Source organism: Bacillus sp. AFS031507 (genome assembly GCF_002584635.1).
GTDB lineage: Bacteria > Bacillota > Bacilli > Bacillales > Cytobacillaceae > Neobacillus.
Window position 1 is genome coordinate 266,962 of the sequence record NZ_NUOW01000013.1, and the last position, 25,732, is coordinate 292,693.

At 38.0% G+C, this 25,732-nt stretch carries 27 protein-coding genes and 1 other annotated feature; all 27 genes read right to left on the reverse strand.

The genetic code is table 11. From position 1 onward, the window contains the following. Nucleotides 1–86: 86 nt before the first annotated feature. Nucleotides 87–998 (reverse strand): RluA family pseudouridine synthase, encoded by a 912-nt coding sequence (locus tag COE25_RS13835; protein WP_088086325.1) that lies wholly within the window; start codon nt 996–998, stop codon nt 87–89. Next, the gene (lspA, locus tag COE25_RS13840; protein WP_098933033.1) at nt 970–1,461 is read right to left on the reverse strand and encodes a signal peptidase II; all 492 of its coding nucleotides are present in this window, start codon (nt 1,459–1,461) and stop codon (nt 970–972) included. Before lspA ends, COE25_RS13835 begins: the two co-directional genes overlap by 29 nt. Nucleotides 1,462–1,573: 112 nt before the next feature. After that, on the reverse strand, nt 1,574–1,864 hold the full coding sequence (locus COE25_RS13845; RefSeq protein ID WP_088086323.1) for a hypothetical protein: 291 nt from the start codon (nt 1,862–1,864) through the stop codon (nt 1,574–1,576). Nucleotides 1,865–2,008: 144 nt separating this feature from the next. Then, on the reverse strand, nt 2,009–4,777 hold the full coding sequence (ileS, locus tag COE25_RS13850; protein WP_098933034.1) for an isoleucine--tRNA ligase: 2,769 nt from the start codon (nt 4,775–4,777) through the stop codon (nt 2,009–2,011). A 76-nt stretch (nt 4,778–4,853) separates the two neighbouring features. Beyond that, nucleotides 4,854–5,096: a binding site (T-box leader), on the reverse strand. Between the two features lie 49 nt (nt 5,097–5,145). Further along, complete coding sequence (locus COE25_RS13860; RefSeq protein WP_088086320.1) at nt 5,146–5,661, reverse strand: DivIVA domain-containing protein; 516 nt, start codon at nt 5,659–5,661, stop codon at nt 5,146–5,148. An 87-nt stretch (nt 5,662–5,748) separates the two neighbouring features. Continuing rightward, a complete protein-coding gene (locus COE25_RS13865; RefSeq protein WP_088086319.1) occupies nt 5,749–6,522 on the reverse strand; it encodes a YlmH family RNA-binding protein in 774 nt (257 codons plus the stop codon). A 30-nt stretch (nt 6,523–6,552) separates the two neighbouring features. Beyond that, entirely contained in the window at nt 6,553–6,816 is a 264-nt protein-coding gene (locus COE25_RS13870) for a YggT family protein (RefSeq protein ID WP_088086318.1), read from the reverse strand. Between the two features lie 6 nt (nt 6,817–6,822). Next, nucleotides 6,823–7,290, reverse strand: a complete 468-nt coding sequence (locus COE25_RS13875) for a cell division protein SepF (RefSeq protein WP_098933036.1) — start codon at nt 7,288–7,290, stop codon at nt 6,823–6,825. 11 nt (nt 7,291–7,301) lie between these two features. Next, nucleotides 7,302–7,979: a YggS family pyridoxal phosphate-dependent enzyme gene (locus COE25_RS13880; RefSeq protein WP_098933037.1), complete on the reverse strand. Its 678-nt coding sequence runs from the start codon at nt 7,977–7,979 to the stop codon at nt 7,302–7,304. Continuing rightward, on the reverse strand, nt 7,976–8,803 hold the full coding sequence (pgeF, locus tag COE25_RS13885) for a peptidoglycan editing factor PgeF (RefSeq protein ID WP_098933038.1): 828 nt from the start codon (nt 8,801–8,803) through the stop codon (nt 7,976–7,978). Before pgeF ends, COE25_RS13880 begins: the two co-directional genes overlap by 4 nt. Nucleotides 8,804–8,874: 71 nt before the next feature. Next, entirely contained in the window at nt 8,875–9,144 is a 270-nt protein-coding gene (locus tag COE25_RS13890) for a YlmC/YmxH family sporulation protein (RefSeq protein ID WP_088086314.1), read from the reverse strand. Nucleotides 9,145–9,239: 95 nt separating this feature from the next. Then, nucleotides 9,240–10,019, reverse strand: coding sequence for an RNA polymerase sporulation sigma factor SigG (gene sigG / locus COE25_RS13895; protein ID WP_026566385.1), 780 nt, complete (start codon nt 10,017–10,019; stop codon nt 9,240–9,242). 360 nt (nt 10,020–10,379) lie between these two features. After that, nucleotides 10,380–11,099 (reverse strand): RNA polymerase sporulation sigma factor SigE, encoded by a 720-nt coding sequence (sigE, locus tag COE25_RS13905; RefSeq protein ID WP_088086313.1) that lies wholly within the window; start codon nt 11,097–11,099, stop codon nt 10,380–10,382. A 44-nt stretch (nt 11,100–11,143) separates the two neighbouring features. Continuing rightward, the gene (spoIIGA, locus tag COE25_RS13910) at nt 11,144–12,082 is read right to left on the reverse strand and encodes a sigma-E processing peptidase SpoIIGA (RefSeq protein WP_098933040.1); all 939 of its coding nucleotides are present in this window, start codon (nt 12,080–12,082) and stop codon (nt 11,144–11,146) included. Nucleotides 12,083–12,451: 369 nt separating this feature from the next. Beyond that, nucleotides 12,452–13,588 (reverse strand): cell division protein FtsZ, encoded by a 1,137-nt coding sequence (ftsZ, locus tag COE25_RS13915; protein WP_098933041.1) that lies wholly within the window; start codon nt 13,586–13,588, stop codon nt 12,452–12,454. A gap of 39 nt (nt 13,589–13,627) precedes the next feature. After that, nucleotides 13,628–14,938, reverse strand: a complete 1,311-nt coding sequence (gene ftsA / locus COE25_RS13920; protein WP_098933042.1) for a cell division protein FtsA — start codon at nt 14,936–14,938, stop codon at nt 13,628–13,630. A gap of 120 nt (nt 14,939–15,058) precedes the next feature. Then, nucleotides 15,059–15,421: a small basic family protein gene (locus COE25_RS13925; protein ID WP_066252602.1), complete on the reverse strand. Its 363-nt coding sequence runs from the start codon at nt 15,419–15,421 to the stop codon at nt 15,059–15,061. Then, complete coding sequence (locus COE25_RS13930; RefSeq protein WP_088086309.1) at nt 15,421–16,152, reverse strand: DUF881 domain-containing protein; 732 nt, start codon at nt 16,150–16,152, stop codon at nt 15,421–15,423. The genes COE25_RS13925 and COE25_RS13930 overlap by 1 nt, the downstream gene beginning before the upstream one ends. 54 nt (nt 16,153–16,206) lie before the next feature. After that, entirely contained in the window at nt 16,207–16,917 is a 711-nt protein-coding gene (locus tag COE25_RS13935; protein WP_088086308.1) for a DUF881 domain-containing protein, read from the reverse strand. After that, nucleotides 16,892–17,683, reverse strand: coding sequence for a cell division protein FtsQ/DivIB (locus tag COE25_RS13940; protein ID WP_098933043.1), 792 nt, complete (start codon nt 17,681–17,683; stop codon nt 16,892–16,894). The genes COE25_RS13935 and COE25_RS13940 overlap by 26 nt, the downstream gene beginning before the upstream one ends. Before the next feature lie 195 nt (nt 17,684–17,878). After that, complete coding sequence (murB, locus tag COE25_RS13945; RefSeq protein WP_098933044.1) at nt 17,879–18,787, reverse strand: UDP-N-acetylmuramate dehydrogenase; 909 nt, start codon at nt 18,785–18,787, stop codon at nt 17,879–17,881. Between the two features lie 60 nt (nt 18,788–18,847). After that, a complete protein-coding gene (murG, locus tag COE25_RS13950; RefSeq protein WP_098933045.1) occupies nt 18,848–19,951 on the reverse strand; it encodes an undecaprenyldiphospho-muramoylpentapeptide beta-N-acetylglucosaminyltransferase in 1,104 nt (367 codons plus the stop codon). Between the two features lie 163 nt (nt 19,952–20,114). Then, nucleotides 20,115–21,215, reverse strand: a complete 1,101-nt coding sequence (gene spoVE, locus COE25_RS13955; RefSeq protein WP_088086304.1) for a stage V sporulation protein E — start codon at nt 21,213–21,215, stop codon at nt 20,115–20,117. Between the two features lie 210 nt (nt 21,216–21,425). Then, nucleotides 21,426–22,778 carry a UDP-N-acetylmuramoyl-L-alanine--D-glutamate ligase gene (murD, locus tag COE25_RS13960; RefSeq protein WP_098933046.1) on the reverse strand — a complete coding sequence of 451 codons (1,353 nt, stop codon included), beginning with the start codon at nt 22,776–22,778 and terminating at the stop codon, nt 21,426–21,428. A 1-nt stretch (nt 22,779) separates the two neighbouring features. After that, entirely contained in the window at nt 22,780–23,754 is a 975-nt protein-coding gene (gene mraY / locus COE25_RS13965) for a phospho-N-acetylmuramoyl-pentapeptide-transferase (protein WP_088086302.1), read from the reverse strand. A gap of 1 nt (nt 23,755) precedes the next feature. Continuing rightward, complete coding sequence (locus COE25_RS13970; RefSeq protein ID WP_098933047.1) at nt 23,756–24,199, reverse strand: hypothetical protein; 444 nt, start codon at nt 24,197–24,199, stop codon at nt 23,756–23,758. A gap of 2 nt (nt 24,200–24,201) precedes the next feature. Then, complete coding sequence (locus COE25_RS13975; RefSeq protein ID WP_098933048.1) at nt 24,202–25,662, reverse strand: UDP-N-acetylmuramoyl-L-alanyl-D-glutamate--2,6-diaminopimelate ligase; 1,461 nt, start codon at nt 25,660–25,662, stop codon at nt 24,202–24,204. Nucleotides 25,663–25,732 lie beyond the last annotated feature (70 nt).

Here is a 25,732-nt window from a genome sequence, read left to right on the forward strand (position 1 = left end):
ATCTTAACCGTTTCCTTCTCAGCCTCTCGGGACTGTTTTAAAGGCTTATTAAGCTAAAATCATCTTACTTTAAATAAACGACTATGTCAACGATTATTTCGAAGCTGAGTTAGCAACAATTCGATATCTTCTGGAAGTGGAGCTTCAAATTCTAAATATTCGTTAGTTCTCGGGTGGTTAAATCCGAGCACACCTGCATGCAAGGCTTGTCCTTCTATGTCCAGTGTTTTTTTCGGCCCATATTTTGGATCACCAGCGAGCGGATAGCCAATATATTTCATATGAACACGAATTTGGTGTGTTCGTCCAGTTTCTAATTGGCACTCTACAAAAGTAAAGTCTTTAAACCGTTCAATCACATGGAAATGAGTGACAGCATGTTTTCCGTGGTCAACAACTGTCATGCTTTGGCGATCTTTTGTATCCCTGCCTAGCGGAGCATCAACAGTTCCAAAGTCATGTGGAATGACACCATGGACAATCGCTTTATATTTACGAGTAACAGTTTTAGCCACCAATTGATTGACAAGGCTTTCGTGAGCCATATCATTTTTGGCCACCATCAACAGCCCAGTAGTATCTTTATCAATCCGGTGAACAATCCCGGGTCTTAATACACCATTAATACCCGATAAATCCTTACAGTGGAACATTAAACCATTGACTAATGTCCCTGACAAATGCCCTGGTGCTGGATGAACAACCATCCCTCTTGGTTTATTTACAACCAATACATCTTTATCTTCATAAAAAATTTCTAAGTTTAGATCTTCAGGTAAAACATCTAGTTCTTCTGGGTCTGGTATTGTGATCTCAATTTGATCATTTGTGCTGCATTTATAATTGGTTTTAATCTGTTGTCCATTCACAAGGACATTACCTTCTTTTATCCATTGCTGTACTTGTGTTCGGGACCATTCTTCATCAAAGCTTGAGATCACCTTATCAATCCGATCTCCTTTTTGCTCCTCAAGAATGGTGTGTTCCATTTTCTCCATATGATTTCTCCTTTGATTCTCTCTCTTCTAACAACATTTGAATCATTAACATGATGACACCGATCACTAAAGCTGAGTCCGCGATATTAAAGACTGGGAAATTATAGCCAAAAACATACGTATGAATGAAGTCGACAACTTCCTTACGAATCACACGGTCAATAAAATTGCCTATGGCGCCTCCGAGCATTAATGCTAACGATAACCCTAGCAGCCATTTTCCTTTTACTGCTTTGTAAAGATAATACATAATAGCAACTATTACAATGACAGTAATTACATAAAAAAGCCACATTTGACCTTGTAATATCCCCCATGCAGCTCCCCGATTTCGATGAGAAGTAATATAGAAAATTTTATCAATGATGGTAATACTTTCTCCTAGATACATGTTGCTTACAATTAACCATTTCGTAATTTGATCTAATAAAATAACAAAAAGAGCAATTAAGTAATAAAACACTAAGAAATACCTCCACATCAACCTAGAATTACAATTCTAGGTGCTTTCGCTTTTCATACTTCTTAAGCATTTTAGCATACTTTTTCGCTAAACGAAAATGGAACATTATTAATTAAGAATGGTAAATTGATTTTTTGAAGTAACTTTCCAAATACTCTGAGTCTCTTTGTGATTTTAATGTCGGAATCATGTTTAATAAATCAGCGGATAAAAATTCACCGGAAATTTCACATTGCCCAAAATTCCCATTTTCCAATTTTCGGATTGCTGTAATAGTATCTGACAATTCTTCTTCCAAAATGGTTGTAAACCAATTTTTTACTTGTTTATTTTTTAACGAATACTCGATTTCTTCTTTCGTTTGACGGAGTTCAAAGAACAGCTTTTCCTGCGTGGCATTCATAGTTGTTACCTCCGTTACTCATTTGTCTTATTATTTCCGTCAACTATTTCTTAACTCGGAAAAACATTTGACAACAACTACAACAATTAACGGAGAAGGAAAAAATTAAAAGCCCTGTGCATTTTGCACAGGGCTTCGTTTTATTTATGCTAAATGGGTATAGTTTTCTTTTACTACGTCGGCACAACGGTTGCAAAGTGTGGAATGTTCTGGATTTTGACCCACTTCTGGTGTAACAATCCAGCATCGATCACATGTTTCTCCCTCAGCTTTCGTAATAACAATGGCTGCAGTTTCTAATTTCACCGCATGATCAGGTGCTTCCTCATATGTTCCCGCCACTTCGAAGCCTGAGATAATAAACAACTGTTTCATATTTTCATCAATAGAATCTAATAGCTGTCTCGATTTTTCATTAACATAAAGGGTTACTTTTGCGGTTAACGATTTTCCAATCACCTTTTGATTACGGGCTTCTTCAAGTGCTTTTAACACATCATCACGCAGATTCATGAATTCAGTCCACTTTTCTTCCAAAACATTTGTATTGCTCAACTCCTGGTATTCTGGAAGGTCAGTCAATTGAACACTTTCTTCTGTTACAGATGGAATGAATTTCCACACTTCATCAGCTGTATGGGACAGAATTGGCGAAACCAACTTAGTTAAAGCGAGAAGTGATTCATATAAAACTGTCTGGATCGCACGACGCTCATGATTATCTGTAGCCTCAATATAAAGGACATCTTTTGCAAAATCTAGATAGAATGAACTTAAATCAAGGGTACAGAAATTATTAATCGCATGATAAATACCTGCAAATTCATAGTTTTCATAAGCATTACGAACATTTTTAATCAGCTTATTTAATTTAACAAGCATGAATTGATCGACTTCCCGTAGATTTTCATAAGAAACTCTATCAGCAGGAGTAAAGTCTGCTAAATTCCCCAATAAGAAACGGAAAGTATTACGAATTTTACGATACACTTCAGCAACCTGTTTCAAAATAGCATCGGAAACACGAACATCTGCTTGATAATCAACGGAAGCAACCCAAAGGCGTAAGATATCTGCTCCTAATTGATTCATCACTTTTGCAGGGATCACTACATTTCCGATTGATTTACTCATCTTTCTACCTTCACCGTCAAGAGCAAAGCCGTGGCTTAATACTCCTTTATAAGGTGCTTCACCTGTCACAGCTACCGCAGTTGATAATGACGAGTTAAACCAGCCACGATACTGATCAGAGCCTTCAAGATAAAGGTCGGCAGGTCGAACTAAATCATCTCTTTCAAGTAACACTGCTTGATGTGATGAACCTGAATCAAACCACACGTCCATGATATCCGTTTCTTTTGTAAATGTTCCGTTTGGACTTCCTTGATGGGTAAAGCCCTCCGGAAGTAAATCTTTTGCCTCACGTTCAAACCAAATATTAGAACCAAACTCACGGAATAAATCTGAAACATGATTGATCGTTTCATCAGTGATGATTACTTCCCCATTTTCTGCGTAAAAAACAGGAATTGGTACCCCCCAGACACGTTGACGGGAAATACACCAGTCCCCACGGTCACGCACCATATTAAATAACCGCGTTTCTCCCCAGGCAGGAATCCACTTAGTTTCCTTCACCGCATCGAGTAATTCATTGCGGAAATCCTTAATAGAAGCAAACCACTGGGCTGTAGCACGGAAGATAACCGGCTTCTTCGTTCTCCAGTCGTGCGGATAAGAGTGAGTTATAAACGAAAGCTTAAGTAGTGCACCTGCATCTTCTAACGCTTGTGTAATTGGTTTATTAGCTTTATCGTAAAATAATCCTTCAAAGCCCGGTGCTTCACTTGTCATCACGCCTTTATCATCTACAGGGCATAATACTTCTAAACCGTATTTTTGACCTACAAAGAAGTCATCCTCCCCGTGGCCTGGTGCAGTATGAACGCATCCAGTACCGGCATCAGTTGTTACATGTTCACCTAACATGACCAATGAATCACGACCATATAGAGGATGGATGGCAAGAATATGCTCTAATTCATTTCCTTTTACCTTCTTAATAACTGTTGCTTCTTCCCAGCCAATAAGCTTCGAAACTTCTTCCAGAAGAGCTTCAGCAACTAGGTATTTGTTTTCATTTGCAGATACCACCACATATGTTAAGTCAGGATGCACTGAAATTCCTAAGTTTGCAGGAATTGTCCATGGAGTTGTCGTCCAGATAATAATTTGGGTATCCGAGTCAAGAACGCCTTTTCCATCCTTAACCTTAAAACCCACATAAATGGATGCAGACTTCTTGTCCTGATATTCAATCTCTGCTTCTGCAAGTGCTGATTCACTTGAAGGGGACCAATAGACAGGCTTAAGACCTTTATAAATATAACCTTTTTTGGCCATTTCACCGAAAACCTTAATTTGTTGTGCTTCATATGCTGGGTTAAGAGTAATATAAGGATTTTCCCAGTCACCACGTACACCAAGACGTTTAAATTGTTCACGTTGATTATCAATTTGTTCAAGAGCATATTTTGTACAAAGTTGACGGAATTCTGCAACCGTCATTTCTTTGCGTTTCACTCCCTTATTGGTTAACGCCTGCTCAATAGGGAGTCCATGTGTATCCCAGCCAGGTACGTATGGTGCATGATAACCACTCATAGATTTATAACGGACAATCATATCTTTTAAAATTTTATTAAGGGCATGGCCCATATGGATATCACCATTAGCATACGGAGGCCCATCATGTAAAACAAACATAGGACGTCCTTTGGTCCGTTCCTGTACTTTTTTATAAATATTCATCTCTTCCCATTTTGCCTGAATCTCAGGTTCTCTTTGTGGAAGATTACCACGCATCGGAAATTCAGTTTGCGGCATTAATAACGTATTTTTATATTCCATCTCTTCTTCCTCCTGTAATCCTCTTCATATAACAAAGAATAGCCAATAGACAAACAAAAAAACCCTCTCATCCCAAAATAGGGACGAGAAGGTTTTATTCCCGCGGTACCACCCTGATAAATAGTACGAAATAATCGTTCTATCCTCTTAAACATTCGTAACGTGAATAAAACGCCTAAGCCTACTTTCCTTAAAGAAGGAGGTTCGACCTGGAACTCGAGGGTGATTTTCCAATTTCCAACTTTACCGGGCTTCCACCACCCCCGACTCGCTTTTAAAAAGCCATAGAAAATTGTACTTTCCCTTTCATCGTCATTGACCATTCTTTATAACTGTTAAGAAATTATATGCTAAAAAAACGCATTTCGTCAAGCTAATGAATCTTCTTCTTGATGAATTTTTAGCTCTGTCGCATCTACCTCATACTCTAATAAATGATCCCAATCATCCGTGTTCAACATATCAAGCTGAGCTTCAATCAACATTTTAAAACGAGTTCGGAATACTTTTGATTGTTTTTTTAAATCCTCGATTTCAAGAGCAATTTTCCTTGCTTTTGAAAGTGATTCATTGACAATTCGATCCGCGTTTTTCTCTGCTTCCTTAATGATTAACTTCGCTTCCTTTTGGGCATTACGTTTTACATCTTCCCCAGCCTCTTGAGCAATGATGATTGATTTATTCAGAGTATCCTCAATAGTAACAAAATGACCAAGACGCTCATTCATATCGTTTAAGCGTTCTTCCATTTCTTTTTTCTCTCTGAGTACTAATTCATAATCTTTGATGACTTGATCGAGAAATTCGTTCACTTCATCTTCATCATATCCTCTAAAACCCTTATTAAACTCTTTATTATGAATATCCAACGGTGTTAACGGCATTGATGCCACCTCCATACATTCTCTAATTCTATATGTATAAGCATTTATTCGACAACATTCTTCGAATTTCCTTCTTTACTTATGTTGTTATTTTTGTTTACCGACATTTATTCGCCATTTTTCTTTTTTTGTTTTCCCTTCGATGGCAAGAATTTTTGCTCTGCCGTATCCTCTAACTGAAATCATATCACCAACATCGCATTCAAATGAAGGATTTTCGGTTAATGTCCAATTCACTTTCACGAGCCCTTGTTGAATAAAAAGTTGTGATTTTTGCCGTGATACATGGTAAATACCTGAAATAACAGTATCCAATCGTAGTGAAGATACTGTTAAATCACTATCGACCAATAATTCATTGATACGGATGGCATTCTCGATATCGGTTTCAGTTAGTTTAACGCCAGCCCTGCCAATTGTTTCAACATTAGTTTTTATATAGTCGCTTATTTCCTTTGCAGCGAAAAATTGGCATTTATCATCCTTATTAAGGATATCACCAAATTTCCCTCGCTTTAGCCCTAAAGACATTAACGTACCCAATACCTGTCGATGTTCGATCGTGACGAACTTGGTTGGATAATGGATTTCAAAAAGACTGATTTGAAATTCTTCTTCCGTGGCGGTTAGATAATCTGGAAAGATTAAGGCTCTTTTTCGTTCAACATCCGGGCTGCCGCCAAAAAGTTTATAATTTACTTGGCCATGTTCACCAATTAATATTTTTAGAATATGCTGTTCCCTTGGATCAAGAAAATCTGTTAACTTAGGAGTATATTGCGTCTCGACATAATCCTTCCAATTTAACACTTGGTCAATATATTCTCGTTCTTCTGGCCGAAAATGCTGGTAAATATTCATTTTTCAAAACACAACCTAGTTTCAGTATTCTTATGCAAGCCAGCGATATACACTGCCTAAACCACTGCTAGCGAAGTTTAAAACAAGAAATGCAACTATAGGTGATATATCCATCATACCAAGAGGTGGGATGATTTTTCTAAATGGCTCTAAATAAGGTTCACAAACTTTTGCTAAAAATTGACCAATAGAGGACTCTCTAGCATTTGGAAACCAAGACATTAAAATATAAATAATTAATGCCCACGAATAAACTTGAATTAACTGTTGTAATAAACTAAATACAAATGCCATTTAACATTACCACCTCATATTTTGATTATCAAAGTCAGGAATCAAATCGGATATATTTCCTGACACCTCAACATTATCAGGAGTACATAAAAATATACTTAAACCAATTTTTTGAATGTCACCACCGAGGGCATAGACAACTCCGCTTAGAAAATCAACAATTTGCCTGCCTTGTTCACTATCAATCCGCTGCAGGTTCACGACAACTGCCCGGCGATTTTTTAAATGGTCTGCAATATCAGTTGACTCAGAATATGTCCGTGGTTCAACTAATATTACCTTGGATGACTTTGATGAAGTGGTAGTTTTTTGGACGCTTTGCAAGCTAACAACATTTTGGTTTTTTACCACTGGCAGATGCTGTTGCTTTTGCTTTACGGGAGCCGGTTCAACTGTTTGTGCATAATCATCATTATTATCATCATATTCATCATCTAAAAAGAAAAATGTTTTTAATTTTGATTTAATCGTCATTATCTTCTCTCCTAACCATCTTCACCAACAAGCGCTGTGCCTATTCTTACCATTGTGGACCCTTCTTCAATAGCAATTACATAATCATTAGACATACCCATCGAAAGCTCTGTGCATGGGGCGTAATCCAAATTTAGGGCTTGAACTTGATCGCGAAGTTCTCTTAATTTGCGAAAACATTCTCGAATTTGGTCTTCATCATCCGTTAATGGGGCCATTGTCATTAAACCTTCCACGCTAATCCTCTCAAATTTGCGAAGCGATTCAATAAAAACTATCGCATCTTCAGGAGTTAAGCCGTGCTTAGATTCTTCCCCAGAGACGTTGACTTGAACCAGGCATTTTACCTTTTGTTCTGCTCGTTTATTGATTTCTTCTGCAAGAGAAATCCGGTCCAAAGAATGAATATATTCAACTATATTAATAATATTTTTTACTTTTCGCGTCTGAAGCGAACCGATGTAATGCCAATTAGGCTTGTCCTTAAGTACTTCCCACTTTTGAAGGAGCCCCTCATCACGATTTTCACCTAAATTTATTATGCCAGCTTGTAACGCTTCGATAGCTCTCTCCGTACTAACATATTTCGTAACGCCTATCAATTTCACTTCTTCAGGGTCCCGCTCTACTCGAAGGCATGTCTCAATAATTTGTTGTTTTATTTGTTCAAACTTTACTGCAACCCTCATAAACTTTTCATAATCTCCTTCCAGCCAATAAAACTTACCATTCTTCCTGTCCTACCTTGATCACGGCGGTGGGAAAAAAACTCTTTATCACAACTAGAACAAAAACCAGTCATCTGAATATTAGTATCAGGTACACCTGAATTGACAATAATTTGTCTATTTACTTCACGTAAATCTAAAGAGTATTGGCCATCATTAATTAAATTATAGGGTAATGTTTCGACATCTACTAGAGTATTTTCAACTAAATTTATAACTCGTTGATCAACAATATAACATTTTTCACAAATTGATGGGCCAATTGCCACAAAAATCTGTTGGGGATTAATTCCTTCTCTTCCCCATGCGTTTATCATTTCCTTGGCAATTTGACCCACGGTCCCTTTCCAGCCAGCATGGGCAATTCCAATCATCCTTGAATCAGGTGCAATAAAAAAAAGAGGGACGCAGTCGGCAAAGCAAAGCGATAAAAGAATACCCTCCTCATTCGTATAAAAACCATCAGTGTCTTTAAAAGAATCTTCATAGGAATTGGACCCTTTACCTCGATCTGCTTTTGAAATTTTCTTAAGATGAATACCATGTGTTTGTTCTGCCCCAACCCAGGTGTTTAGAGGAAACTTCAGAAGTTCAGAAACTTTTCCTCGGTTGATGCAAACATCGCTTCTGTCATCTCCAACATGAAAGCCAAGGTTTAGGGTTTTGTAATTCCCTTTACTCGCTCCTCCATTTTTGTTTGTCATACCCGCAGCCAAACCAGGAAATTGCCTTATCCAGCTTTCTATTGAAAAAAATGACTCATTCTTTAAAACAAAGGGTTCCATTTCCATACCTCTTTTGTTTTTTTCTATAGTTTACCATGAAACGAAAAAATGGTCACCGCAAATAACTATTGTCAATCCTCTGTTTCCGATGAAAATCTCTCTTCACTTCCTTTATACCTTACCAAAATTACATCCTGACCAATTTTAATGATATTTTTCCACGGAATAACCACGTCATCATCTTTTCCAAAAAAGCCGAGGACTCTGCCGCTGCCACTAATCACGACGGCATCAATTTTACCTGTGGTTAAATTGATCTCTATATCACCTATATTACCAAGCCTTTTTCCGTCTGATACATTAACCACATCTTTTATTTGGAATTCGGAAATTTTCACCATCATCTCTCACTCCCAGTTTTATTACTATAGAAAATATATGATTGTTCATATCATTTTAGTAAAAAGAATAAAAATAAAGCTGCCCAAAGGACAGCTTAACTTTGAATATTTTTATTCATTTGCCTTATGGCCGCTTTCTCTAGTCGAGAAACCTGAGCTTGAGATATCCCGATTTCATCCGCGACTTCCATTTGTGTTTTTCCTTGAAAAAATCGTTTACGTAAAATTAATTTTTCACGATCGTTTAACCTTCGCATTCCTTCTTTTAAAGCAATTTCTTCAATCCAGTGGATATCTTTATTTTTCTCGTCGCTTAATTGGTCCATTACATAAATTGGGTCGCCGCCATCATTATAAATTGGCTCGAAAAGGGACACTGGGTCCTGTATGGCATCAAGAGCGAACACGATTTCTTCGTGTGGAACTTCTAAGACCTTTGCGATTTCTTCTGCAGTGGGTTCACGTGAAGTTTCGCTCATCAATCGCTCCCTTACTTGGAGGGCCTTATAAGCTATATCCCTCAAGGACCTTGAAACGCGAATTGGATTATTATCACGTAGATACCTTCGAATTTCTCCAATAATCATTGGTACGGCATAAGTCGAAAACTTTACGTTTTGACCTAAATCAAAGTTATCGATTGATTTCATCAGTCCAATACAGCCAACCTGAAACAAGTCGTCAACAAACTCACCTCGATTGTTAAATCGTTGAATGACACTTAATACGAGTCGTAAATTACCGTTGACGAGCTTTTCTCTGGCATAAATATCGCCCTCTTGCATTTGCTTGAAGAGTATTCTCATTTCTTCATTTTTTAATACAGGAAGTTTTGCTGTGTCCACACCGCAAATTTCAACTTTATTTCGAGTCAATCCTTTTCCCTCCTCACAGGAGTTGCTGTACAAAAAACAGTATTTCCTTGAGAAGGAAAAATATGCACTTATCCACGATGGTGGACAAGTGCATATTTGTCGAAAAATGTAATTAAGTCGCGCATTTCTTAGGTTTTTCGAATGAAAAAAATTTTCTTTTCTTTAAGTTTGTAAGGGTGCATGTTGATTTCCGCTCCAGTCGCGTGCGGTACGGGGGCGGTACGGGGGCGGTACGGGGAGCCTCCTCGGCGCTAAGCGCCTGTGGGGCCTCCCCTGCCCCGTCCTCCCGCAGGAGTCTCACGCCTTCCGCTCCAAACAACATGGTGCCAAAATCAACAAAAGCCATAAATATTGCTTTTCTTATACCATCTTATTAAATTCTTTCCGTAATCTTTTTATGATTCTTTTTTCTAATCGTGAAATATAGGATTGGGAAATTCCCAGCATGTCGGCTACGTCTTTTTGGGTTTTTTCTTCCCCGTTTGTCAGACCAAACCGAAGCTCCATTATTTGTTTTTCACGGTCTGTAAGCTGATGCAGTGCTTTTGTCAATAACTTTCGGTCCACATTGGCCTCTAGGTCTTTTGTGATAATATCATCATCTGTTCCTAATACATCAGATAATAAAAGCTCATTTCCATCCCAATCAATGTTCAAAGGTTCATCAAATGATACCTCTGATCTGATCTTATTATTACGTCGTAAGTACATGAGAATCTCATTCTCGATACATCTAGAGGCGTATGTAGCAAGTTTTATTTTTTTCTCCGGATTAAAGGTATTTACGGCCTTAATCAATCCAATTGTCCCGATACTAATTAAATCCTCGATATTAATACCTGTATTCTCAAATTTTCTAGCAATATAAACAACTAGACGGAGATTTCGTTCAATTAATATCGACCTTGCGGCTTTATCACCACCCGGTAGTTTTTTTAACAACAACTCTTCTTCATCTTTACTCAAAGGAGGCGGTAATGCTTCGCTGCCACCAATATAATAAACTTCATCTGTTTTTAAGCCCAATTTCATTAATAGTTTATACCAGTAGTAGGATAGGCGAAGCCTCCATTTTTTCATGCGTGTTCCTCCTTCTAAAATATGTTTTTCTGAGTATAGTAATATTAACTCACCTTAACAGTTTCAGTTTGCTGTTTATGCCCAGTTAGCATTTTTGGATGAACAATACATTGAAATGCATCTTCACTAGAGAGTTGCTTTATTGTGAAAGATACAAGGCCTTTTTCACATAAATACTGAGTGCCGTTATGTTCGATCAATATGCTTTCAGGTTTAACCGCTATAATAAGCTGATGCTCTTGTCCAATCACGCGAGTAGGGATGATCCTGAGCCTGCTTTGCCATTCATCTGGGATTTCTCCACTCCCTTTTAAAAGTATTTCTGGATCATCCGCAAGTTTCTGTATCGTTTCTGGGATTGTATCTAGTTGGTTTTTAATTGAGACGAACATAACAGGAAGCTTTGACAACGGATCATAAAGTTGGTTTCCACTATCCACTAATCCTTTAAAAGTAAGTGTTTCATTGTCAATTTCCACGGTTACTTTAACAATTTGATCAAATTGAATTTTGGTCATCTCCATACTTTCTACATTTTTTCTTGAGAAATGCCAGGCAACTGGAAAACCAATAAGAACGAATACCCAACTAATTGGGTCTCCAAAACCTTTTACACTGGTCATTAGGACCTTAGTTGTCAATTCAGAGTCATATTGAATAAAATAATGTGCCCCCATTAATGCCCCGCCAATTAAAAAAGTTGAAATATATAGCGTCATTAAGGCTTTAATGAAAAAAGTCATTCGCTTATACCCAAAGGTAGTTAACACCATCAAGATTGAAAACATGAATTTTGAAATTGGATGGCTTGTATAGACATTTAATGGTGTAAAGGATAATAAAATTATCATTGAACCAATAAAACCGCCAGCAAGTAGTCTCCCTAATTTAATTTCTCTTTTTAGAAAAATAGCTGTTAAATACAGAAGCAGGCTATCAAATAACAAATTTAGTGCCCAAATCACATCTAAATAAATAGTCAACCAGCTTCCTCCCTTTAAATTGTCAGCTTTTCCTTTCTGTTTACGAAAAAGTATAACGTACTTGCATGGCTGAAGTGTGTCACTTTCTGTAATCAAAAAAACAGAATTTTCCACTATTCACAACGGATTTTGTCAGATAGATTTTGTTGCAATAAATAAAAGCTCTGTATACTGCCTGTTGATTTCCGCTCCAGGCACTTCGCTTTCCTCGGGTACTAACCGCCTCCTCGGCCCCGTCCTCCCGCAGGAGTCTTCGTACCTTCCGCTCCAATCAACATAGTATCAAAATCAACAATGAACTTTAGCATCATCTAAATAAAAAAAGACATGACCCATAATTGGCCATGCCTTTCTTAGATGATTCGTTATTTATCTTCTCCGATTTCGGTTACGTAAGAAGGTTGGAATATCCAAAGTTTCTTCTTGGGAAACTTGGGTGTGGCGAACGGGTTCTTGCTGAACCTCTTCGCGTTTTGGCTGCTCTCTCTTAACATTGCTAATTGTCGGCTTGGCTTGTCCAAAAGTAGGACGAGTAGCTTTTGGCTGCATACCTTCTTCTTTAAAGCCGGTTGCGATGACAGTAACAATAATTTCATCTTTAAGCGTTTCATTGATAACAGAACCAAAAATCATGTTAACTTCCTGGTCTGATGCGGTTGCTACAATATCGGCAGCTTCTTGCACTTCGTAAAGGCTTAAGTTTGTGCCTCCTGTAATGTTCATTAGTACTCCTTGTGCTCCATCAATAGAAGTTTCTAATAAAGGAGAACTTATTGCTTTCTTAGCGGCTTCTGCTGCACGATTTTCACCGGCAGATACACCGATACCCATTAATGCTGAACCCTTATTAGACATAATTGTTTTTACGTCTGCAAAGTCCAAGTTAATAAGACCAGGGACAGCAATTAAATCTGAAATACCTTGTACACCCTGCCTGAGGACATTGTCTGCTTCACGGAAAGCTTCAAGCATTGGCGTACTTTTGTCAACGATTTCTAGAAGACGATCATTAGGAATCACAATTAGTGTATCTACTGCTTCCTTCATCGCACCGATTCCGCCAGATGCTTGACCAGATCGTTTTTTACCTTCAAATGTAAACGGACGTGTGACAACACCCACCGTCAATGCACCTAAGTCACGGGCAATCTGAGCAATAACTGGTGCAGCACCAGTTCCTGTGCCTCCGCCCATTCCAGCTGTTACAAATACCATATCTGCTCCGCTTAATGCCGCTTCAAGCTGTTCTTTACTTTCTTCGGCTGCCTTCTTCCCCACATCAGGATTAGCACCTGCACCTAGTCCACGAGTAAGTTTTGCGCCGATCTGCATCTTAACTTCTGCTTTAGAAAGATTTAATGCTTGAGCATCAGTATTTACAGCGATAAATTCTACCCCTTGAACGCCATGTTCAATCATTCGGTTTACCGCGTTATTACCACCGCCGCCTACACCGATTACTTTTATTGTTGCAAGAGAATCTAAATTTGTATCAAATTCTAACATGACAATCCTCCTAATTCGTCGCTTCCTTTTTTGATTTTCCTATTCAAAAAAGTAACCAAGGAATTTTTTTACTTTTGATGACATCTTTTCTTCCGGATGTTTTTCTACTTTTGCTTTAGGTTGTTGTTGATGTTGATGTTGTTGTTGTTTTGGTACTCTCTTTTCTACAGGTTCAGAAATGGTCGATGAACCGATGGTACCACCTGGTAATCTAGCATTCTTGTAGGCATATTTAATTAAACCGACAGCTGTAGTATATTGTGGTTCTCTCACACCAATATAGTCAGGGACGGCAATCCGAACTCGATTTTGTAAAATCACCTGGGCAAGTTCTAGAACACCTTGCATATTTGCCATGCCGCCAGTTAAAACATAACCGCCAGGAAGGTCACTTAATCCTAGGCGTTTCATTTCATGTAAAACTAGTTCAAAAATTTCTTCCATTCTTGCTTCAATAATATCAGAAATCTCAAGTTGATTAAATTGTTGATGCTGATCACTGCCGATTATAGGAACACTGAATACTTCATCTTCTGAAGCCTCATCATAAAATGCGTGTCCATGTTTTACTTTGATTTTTTCTGCATCTTCTGTAGAAGTCCGTAACCCTACAGAAAGATCTTTCGTGATATAATCTCCGCCAACTGGAATGACACTCGTTTGGGTGATAAATCCTTCTTCGAAAACAGCGATTGTTGTAGATCCTCCACCAAGGTCAATAAGAGCTACCCCGAGGTTCTTCTCATCCTTTGACAATGCATAATCTCCAGCCGCCAAAGGCTGAAGGACAATGTCTACAATCTCAAGTCCAGCGCGTTCTACACAGCGAAGTGTATTAATGATGATCGATTTGGATCCGGTAATGAGTGTTCCATCCATTTCCAAGCGAACCCCAATCATACCGCGGGGATCATTGATTTCATCTTTACCATCCAGTATGAATTGTTTTCGAATAACGCCAATGTTCTCTCTCTCAGGCGGGATAGAACCAACGTGGGATGCTTCAATGACACGAATGACATCCTCATTCGTAATCTCTCGGTTTTGGCTTGAAACAGCTACAATACCATGACATTGTTGAAGCATAACATTGTTTCCAGAAATGCCAACCACCACATCTCTGATTTCCATCCCAATCATTCTTTCTGCTTGCTCAATTGCCCTTCTAATCGAATGAACGGTGTCGTCCATGTCCACGATCGACCCTTTGCGCAATCCTTCAGATAGCACATTTCCAACACCAATTATATTTAACGAGTCTTTACCCGAGTCATTGACCATTTCACCAATGATAACTTTCACACTGGATGTACCGATGTCAAGACTAACATATATTTCATTGCTGTTCATTCTTTGGCACCTCCTTTAGATTTCCTTAAGTTGAACAACAACTATTTTTTTGTTCAATAAAAGTTTCCATAGTAATATTTAAATTATTCGTCACAACTAAATGATTCCCTTTAAAAAATTTCAATTTTTTTCTACTTTTTCTTTGTTTGTTGACCATTTCGTCAATATTATTCGCCTTATTACGGCAATATTCTGAAATAATCTGACACCAAACGCGAAAACTGCCGCTAAATACAAGTCTACACCAAGATGAACACCGAGAAAAGCTAAACTTGCAGCAAGCATTATATTAAAAAAGAATCCTGAAACAAACACCTTTTCATCATATATATTTTGCAGGTAAGCCCTTATGCCGCCGAAAAGTGTGTCGAATGCTGCTAAGACAGCAATCGACAAATAATTGGAATATTCTTCAGGTATTCGAATCTCCGTTAACAAACCAAGTATGATTCCAATTATTAATCCAATGAATGGAAGCCACATTAAGAATCGCCTCCTTCTTTTGTCGGTTCCATGTAGCGGATACGAATGGAATTATCATAGGCAGGTACCGTGACGTTCGGATTTGGTTTTGAAATGGAAAGTCTGAGATTTTCAATAAAAAATTCTTCCGTAGATTTAGATACTTTCATCCGATTGTATAATTTTTCAGCTGTATTATTATCATCTACACCCACGATAACTTCTATCGGCAAACTATTAATTGTATGTCCATCGATTTTTGTTTCCCGATTGATGTCCCGAATGACAGTCGTATTAATAATTCTTCGCCCATCAATCGCTACATATTTTGCTTCGTACATATTCAATTCATTGAGTAATCTTTTTAAAAGTTCTGGTGAAACCACCCTATTAACTGGAGTACCCGGCTTTATTTCTTCGATTACTGGCTCAATATGTAAGGTAATTCCAGGAACAGTAATTTGGGATAATCCAGCTTCAATCTTTAATTCATCTAATGTATCCTTTAAAGCTTGTTCCTTACTTTGTTTTCGCTTAGATTCATAGGCTGCCAGCTTTTCTTCATTTGAACGAATTTCACTTAATAAATTGGATTGAAGTTCTTTTTCTTTAAGTAACGCTTCACGAAGCTGCCATATATCACGTGTGTCACGTTCAGCAGGTTTTTTTACTGTTTGAAATTGGATCGCAATCATGAAACCGACCAAGATTGCTATCAATGTAAAACTTGCATTAATTTTTTGGTTGTCCACATTTTTCACCTAACCTTTTATATAATCATCCCGTGGACACTACTTTGAAAATGGCTAACTTCCTAGAATTGGATTTAGGACAATTTCATCATTTTTTTCTAATGTAAAAACAATATTATCGTTAACTAGTTGGTCCTTAACTCCTCCAACTAAGTTTATTGATGATGAAAGGACGTCAGGGTCTCCGATTGCTGTAATAATAAATGGTGCTGGATGTTCAATTCCATCCACAGTAATAACCGGTCCATTACAAATAATATAAGAATGACTTGTCAGCCTTTGCCCATTTATAGCAACAGCTGCTGCTCCTGATATATATAGTTCATTCACCACTTTAAATACATGGTGTTCATGAACAAGGTAATTATTAATATTGTCTTCTTTTGGGTCGTATGCACCGTCAGTGAGAGTAATCTTAACCCCTTTCCCCTGTACCTTCACCTTCCCCAAGAACATACGATATTTTTCGGCATCCTCTGCAAGATTAAGAAAGACCTGTGCTTCCTTTGAGAGGTCTTTTTCATTTTTAAGAACCAAATCTTGTTTTTGATGTAACTCCTTTTGCAGTTCTCGATTACTCTTTTCTTCTGCAATTAATTGATTTCTTAATGCAAGTGTCTTTTCCCACTGTTTACCCGATACATTTGGCTTCTCATTTTTATTTTCTATTTGCGTCAAATGATAAGAAAAGGCAATCATAAATCCTAATACAAGGCAGACGAGGGACAAGATAACATGTTTACCCTTCACCTTTATCTTGCTCAACTTCTTTTTCCTCCCCTTCTGTTTCAAAAGCCTTAAAGTAAGATCCTACTTCTAAGTCAATAATTCCCTTTTTGTTAGGATCTAATTGGGAGATAATTGAGGGATAATGCACCATTTTTTCTGAAAAACTTCTTAATGTCGCACTCACCTCGAATCCGTCATTCATAAATAAGGATATATGAAATGGATCTGTTTTCTTGGGAGTATAATGGATTTCAGAGATCGAGTTTGAAATTTCTCTAGGAAGTTTTTCTAACTCTTTAACCAATTGATTGAGGGCTGCCCCTTCTTTAAACTCAAATAAAATTGGAGAATTAACAGGAATTTTATTTGCTTCTCGATTTTTTAAAATTTCCCCATTATCCATAACTGGAAGGAAATTATTCCCTTGTTTTAGGTAGGCAATTCTTTTATATTCTTTTACTTGAATAATAACTGTACTAGGCCAGTGAATCTGAATATCAGCTTTTTTGATCTCGGATAATCGCTGTAATTTTACAATGGTTTCTTCCTTTTTTATTTTCCAAATATTCGTATTATTCGAAAGGCCGCTCTGACTGACTAATTCTTCAGCGGAATACACTCCATTGCCTTTTATTGTTATCGTCTTTACATGACTTAATGGTGATTGTGTGTAGGCGATAACTACTATCATTGTAAAAAACAGAATTAACAGGAGTACAAGGCGTCTATTCGCTTTTCGTCGTCTTTGCTCTTTAAGTTGAGGGATACGATCCTCGAGAGCAACGATTTTACCTTTTTCCATTTATAATTCCTCCAAATAAAAAGCAGCTGCCTCAGGAATAGCTAACTAAGCCTGTCCAAACATTCGATAGTGTTACCTTGAAAAGAGAAACAACGGCACGAAAAATCATGCCGTCAGTTACTTTTCGAGGTTGCACCTATAATATTATCAGTAATTATAACACAATATTTGTCATTCGTACGATTATTTTCTTTCTTATTTCCGTCCGATTATTTCTACCTCTGTTTCCATTTTTACATTATAAAGGCTGTAAATGGTATCCTTTACATGTTGAATTAAGGCAAGCACATCTCCTGCAGTAGCATTTCCAGCATTTACTATAAAATTCCCATGCATTTCTGATATTTTTGCACCGCCAATACTATATCCCTTTAACCCAGCATCTTCTATTAATTTTCCTGCGTAATTCGGAAGCGGGTTCCTAAATATACTGCCAGCACAGGGAAAATTCCATGGTTGGGTATCTTTTCGATAATCCTTATTCTTGACCATTTTTGATACAATGACGGATTTATCACCTTCGACAAGTTGAAATGCAGCTTCTACAACAATGCCTGGTCTAATTTTCTGCAAGACAGATGTTCTATAAGAGAATTTCATTTCGTCATTCGAAAGCCACTCCATCGTCCCATCTTCAAATAAAATATGAGCCCTTGTCAGTATTTTGCTAATATCTGAGCCGTGTGCACCAGCATTCATATAAACAGCACCGCCAACAGATCCAGGGATTCCACTGGCAAATTCTAATCCGGCCATCCCTTTCTTGCTAATAAGTGTAGCCAAACTTATCAGGGAATGTCCGCCTCCCACTGTAATCTCTGTGCCATTAATTTTAAGTCCATCCACTCCAGAGCCAAGTTTAATTACCGCTCCTTCGATGCCTTTGTCAGAGACTAAAAGATTAGAACCTCTGCCAATCGCCCGCCAATTTATGCTGTGTTTTTTTACCAAACCCATCGCCTGTTTTAAATTTTCAACTGATGAAGGCTCAATAAAAAGATCAGCAGGACCGCCGATTTTGATTGTGGTGTGGTTGACAAGAGGTTCACTTATTTTCACTTTTCCTATATTTGAATTTTTCAATTCCGTTATTATTGCGTCCATATTTACCACCTATCTTTCGAAGATGCATTTATTTCAGTTTATGCTAAAAACGATTATGGGCTACCTTTGATTTGTATTTACAAGCTCTTGCATTAAGGAATACAGTCTAATAGCTGAATCAGGCACACCCATTTTTTTAGCTTTTAGCTTCATTTCCTTTAAATTTTCTTTATTTAAGAGAATACGATCGATGTGGTTCACAAGACTTTTATTATTTAAATCTTTTTCTAATAGTAATTCTGCCGCACCATGGTCACTTAAAGATTTAGCGTTTTTCTCTTGATGATTATTTGTAACATACGGGCTAGGAATAAGAATGCTTGGAATACCGAGCGAGGTAATCTCTGCTAGTGTCGTTGCTCCTGCTCTTGAAACGACTAGATCAATCCCCGCAAGTACCTCTGGCATATTATGAATAAATGGCTTAATTACTACATTTTTTGGGTTTCCAATTAGATCTACTTCTTTTTTAACATCCTCAAAATGAACGTCTCCTGTAATATAAAGAATTTGATATGGCTTTTCAGCCAATTCCCCAAATGCCTTTACAACAGCCTCATTAATTGGCCTGGCACCACGGCTGCCGCCAAAGATTAAAACTGCTGGTATTGTTGTACTAAGCCCAGCTGCAAGACGTCCTTGAATCCCATCCTTGCCAATTACTTCGGATGCACGAGGATTACCTGTGAAAACAGTCTTCTCTTTCGGAAAGAATTCTTTGGCTTCTTCAAAACAAATCGCAATTTTATTTACATAACGGCTTAAAAATTTATTGGTAAGTCCAGGAACACTATTTTGTTCGTGGATAATCGTTGGGATACCGAGCTTTGATGCAGCATAAACAACAGGTCCGCATACATATCCGCCTGTTCCAATGACAATATCAGGTTTGAACTCTTTTAACATTCTTTTACTGTCTTTTACCCCTTTTAGAAAACGTAGAACAGTTTTTATATTTTCAAAGGAAAGCTTTCTTTGAAAACCAGTAATATGAATTGCTTTAAAAGGAATATTCTCCATCGGAACAAGCTTACTTTCCAAACCATTTTTAGTCCCAATATATAAAAATTGTGCATCCTTATTCTGTTTTTGAATTTCTCTAATTAGTGCGAGAGCAGGATAGATATGTCCGCCAGTCCCTCCACCGCTAACAACTATTTTCATTTTTCCACCTCATTAACTATTTAACACCTGATTGCCATAACTATCTTACTATAAAAACGAACGAAATAATGCATATGAAAAAAGAATGTTATCTAATTGTAACCTTATGAACTAGATATCGCTTAAAAATAAAAAGAACCCTGCTGCTAAACAGGGGTAAGGTTCAAAATCGAGAATACCTGCTAATATTAAGAAGAACACCGACCGCCATCAACATCAAGGTCAATGAAGAACCCCCATAGCTCAAAAATGGCAAGGTAATGCCCGTAACGGGCATTAGCCCTGTGACAACTCCAATATTAATCATTACCTGAATAGCTACCATGGCGATGATCCCTACGGCTAAAAAACTGCCATATAAATCCGGTGCACCTAGGGCGATTCGAATACCTCTCCATAACAACAGTGCAAATAATAGTAATATAAATGAACCACCGATAAAACCTAATTCTTCAGATAGTATTGCAAAGATAAAGTCGGTCTGTGGTTCTGGTAAGTAAAAAAACTTTTGTCGGCTTTCTCCAAGTCCAAGTCCAAACAATCCGCCAGGTCCAATTGCAAAAAGCGATTGAATCATTTGAAAGCCACTTCCCTGCGGGTCGGACCATGGATCTAAAAAGGAAGTTATCCTTTTCATTCGATAAGGTGCGGAAGCAATTAAGCCGACAAACCCTGCTATACCCAACAGTCCAAGGAAAGAAAAATGGCTAATCCGTGCACCAGCAATAAAAATCATGACGACACAGGTTCCCATCATAACTGTTCCCGTACCTAAATCAGGTTGGAGCATGATCATTGAAAAGGCTAAAAAGGCAAGCCCTAATGATGGAACAAGACCTTTCTTAAATGAAGTAATGAGCTTTTGCCGTTCGGACAGATATTTTGCCAAAAAAGCTATCATCGCCAGTTTCATAAATTCTGAAGGTTGAATCGAAAAAGCTCCTACACCAATCCAACTTCGAGAACCATTTCTTTCATTACCTATTCCTGGAATTAAAACAAGAATAAGTAGGACAAAACAAATAATGATAAAGGTTTTCGACCAAGTCCTCCACGTCCAATAGTTGATGTTCATAATAAAAAACATAGCAGCGACTCCTACCCCTGCAAAAAGAGTTTGTCTTTTCGCAAAGAAAAAGGAATCATTAAATTTATATTCGGCCCAGATAGCACTTGCGCTGTAAACCATGATAAGCCCTATTGCCAGAAGCGTGAATGTTACGATCATTAAAATAAAATCGGGAGTTGTTTTTTTTGTCGGCACTACAATACACCTCAACTGCTAGTTTTAGGGCTTTGCAGAACCACGAAGCTATCTGGCTCTAGCTCCCAGCGACTAGAGTACTTCGCACTCCTCCTACGATAAGTCAACATCGAATCACTTACGCTCTTCGTGTTTCCTTTATCTCGTTCGAAGCGCTCCAGTCCTGTCGTGCGCTAAACGGGAACTTCCGCTTTTCGTTGGTACAAGCCCTTACTTAAGCTTATGCACCGCTTCGATAAAAATGTCTCCCCTGACCTCAAAAGTTTTATATTGATCCCAGCTCGCACAAGCAGGAGATAACAATATTACGTCACCTGATTCGGAGTATCGATAAGCTTCAGGCACTGCCTTGTCAACATTATCGACATGGATGATTGTTTTTATTCCAGCCAATGTCCCGATCCGTTCCATCTTAGGAGCGGTTTGCCCAAATGTAATCATTGCTTTTACATTTTTTAAATAAGGCAGGAGCTCATCAAACTCGTTACCGCGATCCAAACCGCCTGCTAGCAGAATAACTGGAGCTTCAAACGCAGCTAAAGCATTAATGGTTGCCAGAATATTCGTCGCTTTAGAATCATTATAGAATTTTCTACCGTTCACTTCTGTAACGAATTGCAGGCGGTGCCTGACACCAGTAAATGTACGAAGAACCCTTTGAATCGCGCTATTTTCTACCCCTGAAAGCTTTGCCGCAGCCATAGCAGATAAAATATTTTCAAGATTGTGGTTGCCGGGTAGAGCTATTTTCTCAATTTCCATCACTTTTTCTCTATTAAATATAATCCAGCCATCGGAAATATAAGCACCTTCCGACAGTTTCTTCTTTGTAGAAAAAGGAATGATGCTGGCCTTAGAGTGACGAGCAACTTCTAAAGTTTCTTCTTGATCCGCATTGACAATTAGATATTCAAGTTCTGTTTGATTTTTTGTTATGTTTGCTTTTGCTGTAATATATTCTTTTTTTGTCCCATGATAGTCCAAATGGGCATCATATAGGTTTGTAAGAATGGCAATTTTAGGATTAAAATTGACAATTCCCATTAATTGAAACGAAGATAATTCAATGACAATCGTATTGTCTGCTGTTGCTTCCTCCGCAACACCTGATGCCACAGTACCAATATTCCCTGCAATTAGCGGGTTCTTTTCATCCTCTTTCAACATTTCATAGACTAATGTTGTCGTTGTTGTTTTCCCGTTTGTTCCTGTAATAGCAATAAACGGTGCTTCCGAAACCTCATACGCAAGCTCTACCTCGGTGATTACCGGAATTCCTTTTTCAATAGCTCCAGCAATCATTGGGTTGTTATAAGGAATACCTGGATTCTTAACGATCAGCTCGAAGCCTTCATCAAGAAGTTCAATAGGATGTTCACCACAAATCACTTTAATCCCTTGTTCTAATAGCCCTTGTGCCTCAGGATTTTCCGAGAATGGCTTTTTATCATTAACCGTCACAAATGCTCCAAGCTTATGTAATAGAGCGGCTGCTGTTACCCCGCTTTTCGCCAAACCAAGGACAAGAATTTTTTTATGACTGAAAGTTTTAATCTGTTTCAATTTATAACCACACCTCTATATAGATTCCTAGTATCGCAAGGATTAATCCAACACTCCAAAAAGTGACGACAACACGCCATTCCGACCAACCTACTAATTCATAATGGTGATGCAATGGGCTCATACGGAAAATCCGTTTACCGGTTGTTTTGAAGGAGATAACCTGTAGAATAACGGATAATGTTTCAATGACAAATACTCCTCCGATAATGATCAGCAAAATTTCAAGTTTGGTAAGAATTGCGATAGTGGCAATTGCCCCTCCAAGAGCAAGTGAACCGGTATCTCCCATGAAAACCTTGGCTGGATGGGCGTTAAACACCAAGAACCCTAACACAGCTCCTACAACCGCCACAGAAAATATCGCAATTTCTATCTGTGATTGATTCCAAGCAAGTACTGCTAGAGCACCAAAAGCAATTGCTGCGGTACCTGACACCAGGCCATCAAGTCCATCTGTTAAGTTGACCGCATTTGAAAAGCCAACTAACCAGAATATGATGAAAAAGATGAAAAACCAGCCTAAATCAAATGTTGTATCAGTAAACGGGATACTAATTTCGGTCGAGAAACCTTGTTGTTTATAGATAAGATAAAAGATAATTGAAATAATGATTTGACCTGCTAGCTTTTGTTTAGAGGTTAATCCTAAATTCCGTTTTAACGCGACTTTGATAAAATCGTCTAAAAATCCAAGCAATCCAAAACCGAGGGTTACAAGAAGCAGCAAATATGTTTTAACGGTCGGTTCAGAAAATTTTCCAGTCATTACAAGTGTCGTAATAACGATCGAAAACAAGATCATCACACCGCCCATGGTAGGTGTGCCAGATTTTTTCTGGTGGGATTTTGGCCCTTCTTCACGAATGCTTTGTCCAAATTTCAACCTTCTTAAGAAGGGAATAAATACAGGAGAAAGCAATACTGATATAAGAAAGCCCATAATTATTGTGAAAAAAATAACTTGCTCGAGCATTTTATTCCCTCCTTTCAGATTCGTTTTTATTAATTACCTCGTTTAATAACACAGATATATCATATGTTTCGTTATTTTTATTAAGAAGTTTTTTATTTGAAAATTTAAAGTTAGTTATCGCCATAATTTTGTCTGTTTCTCCATTTAATTTTTCAATATATCTTTTTAAAATTGTTACAATTGCATCAGCAGGATCGTTTGTAAAAAATACTGGAAAATGGTTCGGAGTATACCTTGGAAGATCGTGTTCTTGATTCCAAATAGCTGCAATTGCTCCATTTGCAATCGCCTCTGAGAGCTCACCATTCATTCCGTTAAATGACACAAATAATCCTTTTGGCTGCGCTTCGTTTGCTTGGTCGCTAACCGAAGTAAACAAAAAATCATCTTGGATTCCACGGCTAGAATCAAATAGACCTTCCAAGTCTTTCAAAGCTAAATACATAGCTATCTCCCCTCAATCGCTTCCCGTGCTACCAGCCTGTCATCAAAATCGTGAACGACATTACCAATAATTTGATATGTTTCATGGCCCTTACCGGCTATTAAGATCACATCTCCTGTTGTTGCCTGTTGTATTGCTGTATGAATCGCTTCTTTACGGTCAGGTATGATCTTATATTTCTCACCCTCAACCCCCGCTTCCATTTCCTTCAATATTGCTAATGGGTCTTCACTTCTAGGGTTATCTGAAGTGAGGATAGGATCTGTGGCCAATTGACAGGCTATCTGAGCCATCAATGGCCGCTTCGTACGATCTCGATCTCCACCGCAGCCTACGATGACGAAGATTCTTTTTTTGGCAAAATGCTGAACCGTCTTTAATACATTTTCAAGGCTGTCAGGTGTATGGGCATAATCAACAATAACCGTGAAATCCTGTCCTGCATTTACAAGTTCAAACCTTCCTGATACACCTTCTACACTTTCAATGGACTTGATAATTTCATTAATTTCGACTCCGGACACAAGTGAAGCAGCAATACTTGCTAAAACATTATAAACACTGAATTTCCCAATTAATTGCATTTGGATCGGAAATTTTTCCGTTTCGACAAAGAGATTGAAATGAGTACCAGAGGAAGTCATTTGGATGTTTTTCGCTTGAATATCGGCCCTGTTGTCGATTCCATATGTAATTACATGTGCGGCAGTTGACCTGCTATACATATCAGAGGCAGGGTCGTCTGCATTTAAAACGGCAAATTTTGGTTTATGATGATCAAATGTATTACCGAGCTGGGCAAATAATAAGCTCTTCGCACGCTTATATTCATCCATTGTCTTATGATAATCCAGGTGGTCTTGCGTTAGATTTGTAAACACAGCCACATCATAATCGCAGCCATGGACTCTGCCAAGGTCTAAGGCATGCGAAGAAACCTCCATTACGGCAGTATTTACCCCTGCTTCAACCATTTGCTGAAAGGTTTTTTGAAGTGTCAAGCTTTCAGGTGTGGTGTTTTTGGTTTCAATCGTTTTTTCAGCTATTTTAGTGTACATCGTGCCAATCAAACCGGTTTTTTGACCAGCATCTACCATTATTTTTTCAATTAAATGACTGGTGGTTGTTTTTCCGTTTGTTCCTGTGATCCCAATTAAATGCAGCTTTTTAGTTGGCTGCCCATAAAGAGTATCAGCTAACACAGCCATTGCCCTTGTTGTATCTTTTACAAGAATAACAGGCACATCAAGTGATAACGGACGTTCCGCAAGTATGGCTGCTGCGCCGTTTTTTACAGCTGATTCTGCAAAATCATGACCATCAACTGTATAACCTTTAATACAAATAAATAAGCTCCCTTTTTGCACCTTCCGATTATCGTTTTCGATCGTTGTAATTTCCAGATCTTCACCTTTAAAAGGAACTAAAAGATGCAAATTCTTAAGCAGCTTTTGTAGCTTCATTTCTCTCAAATCCTCTCATGACCGTACATACATATTACCAGTATTTACCTCAAAATTCTTCTTAACGAAA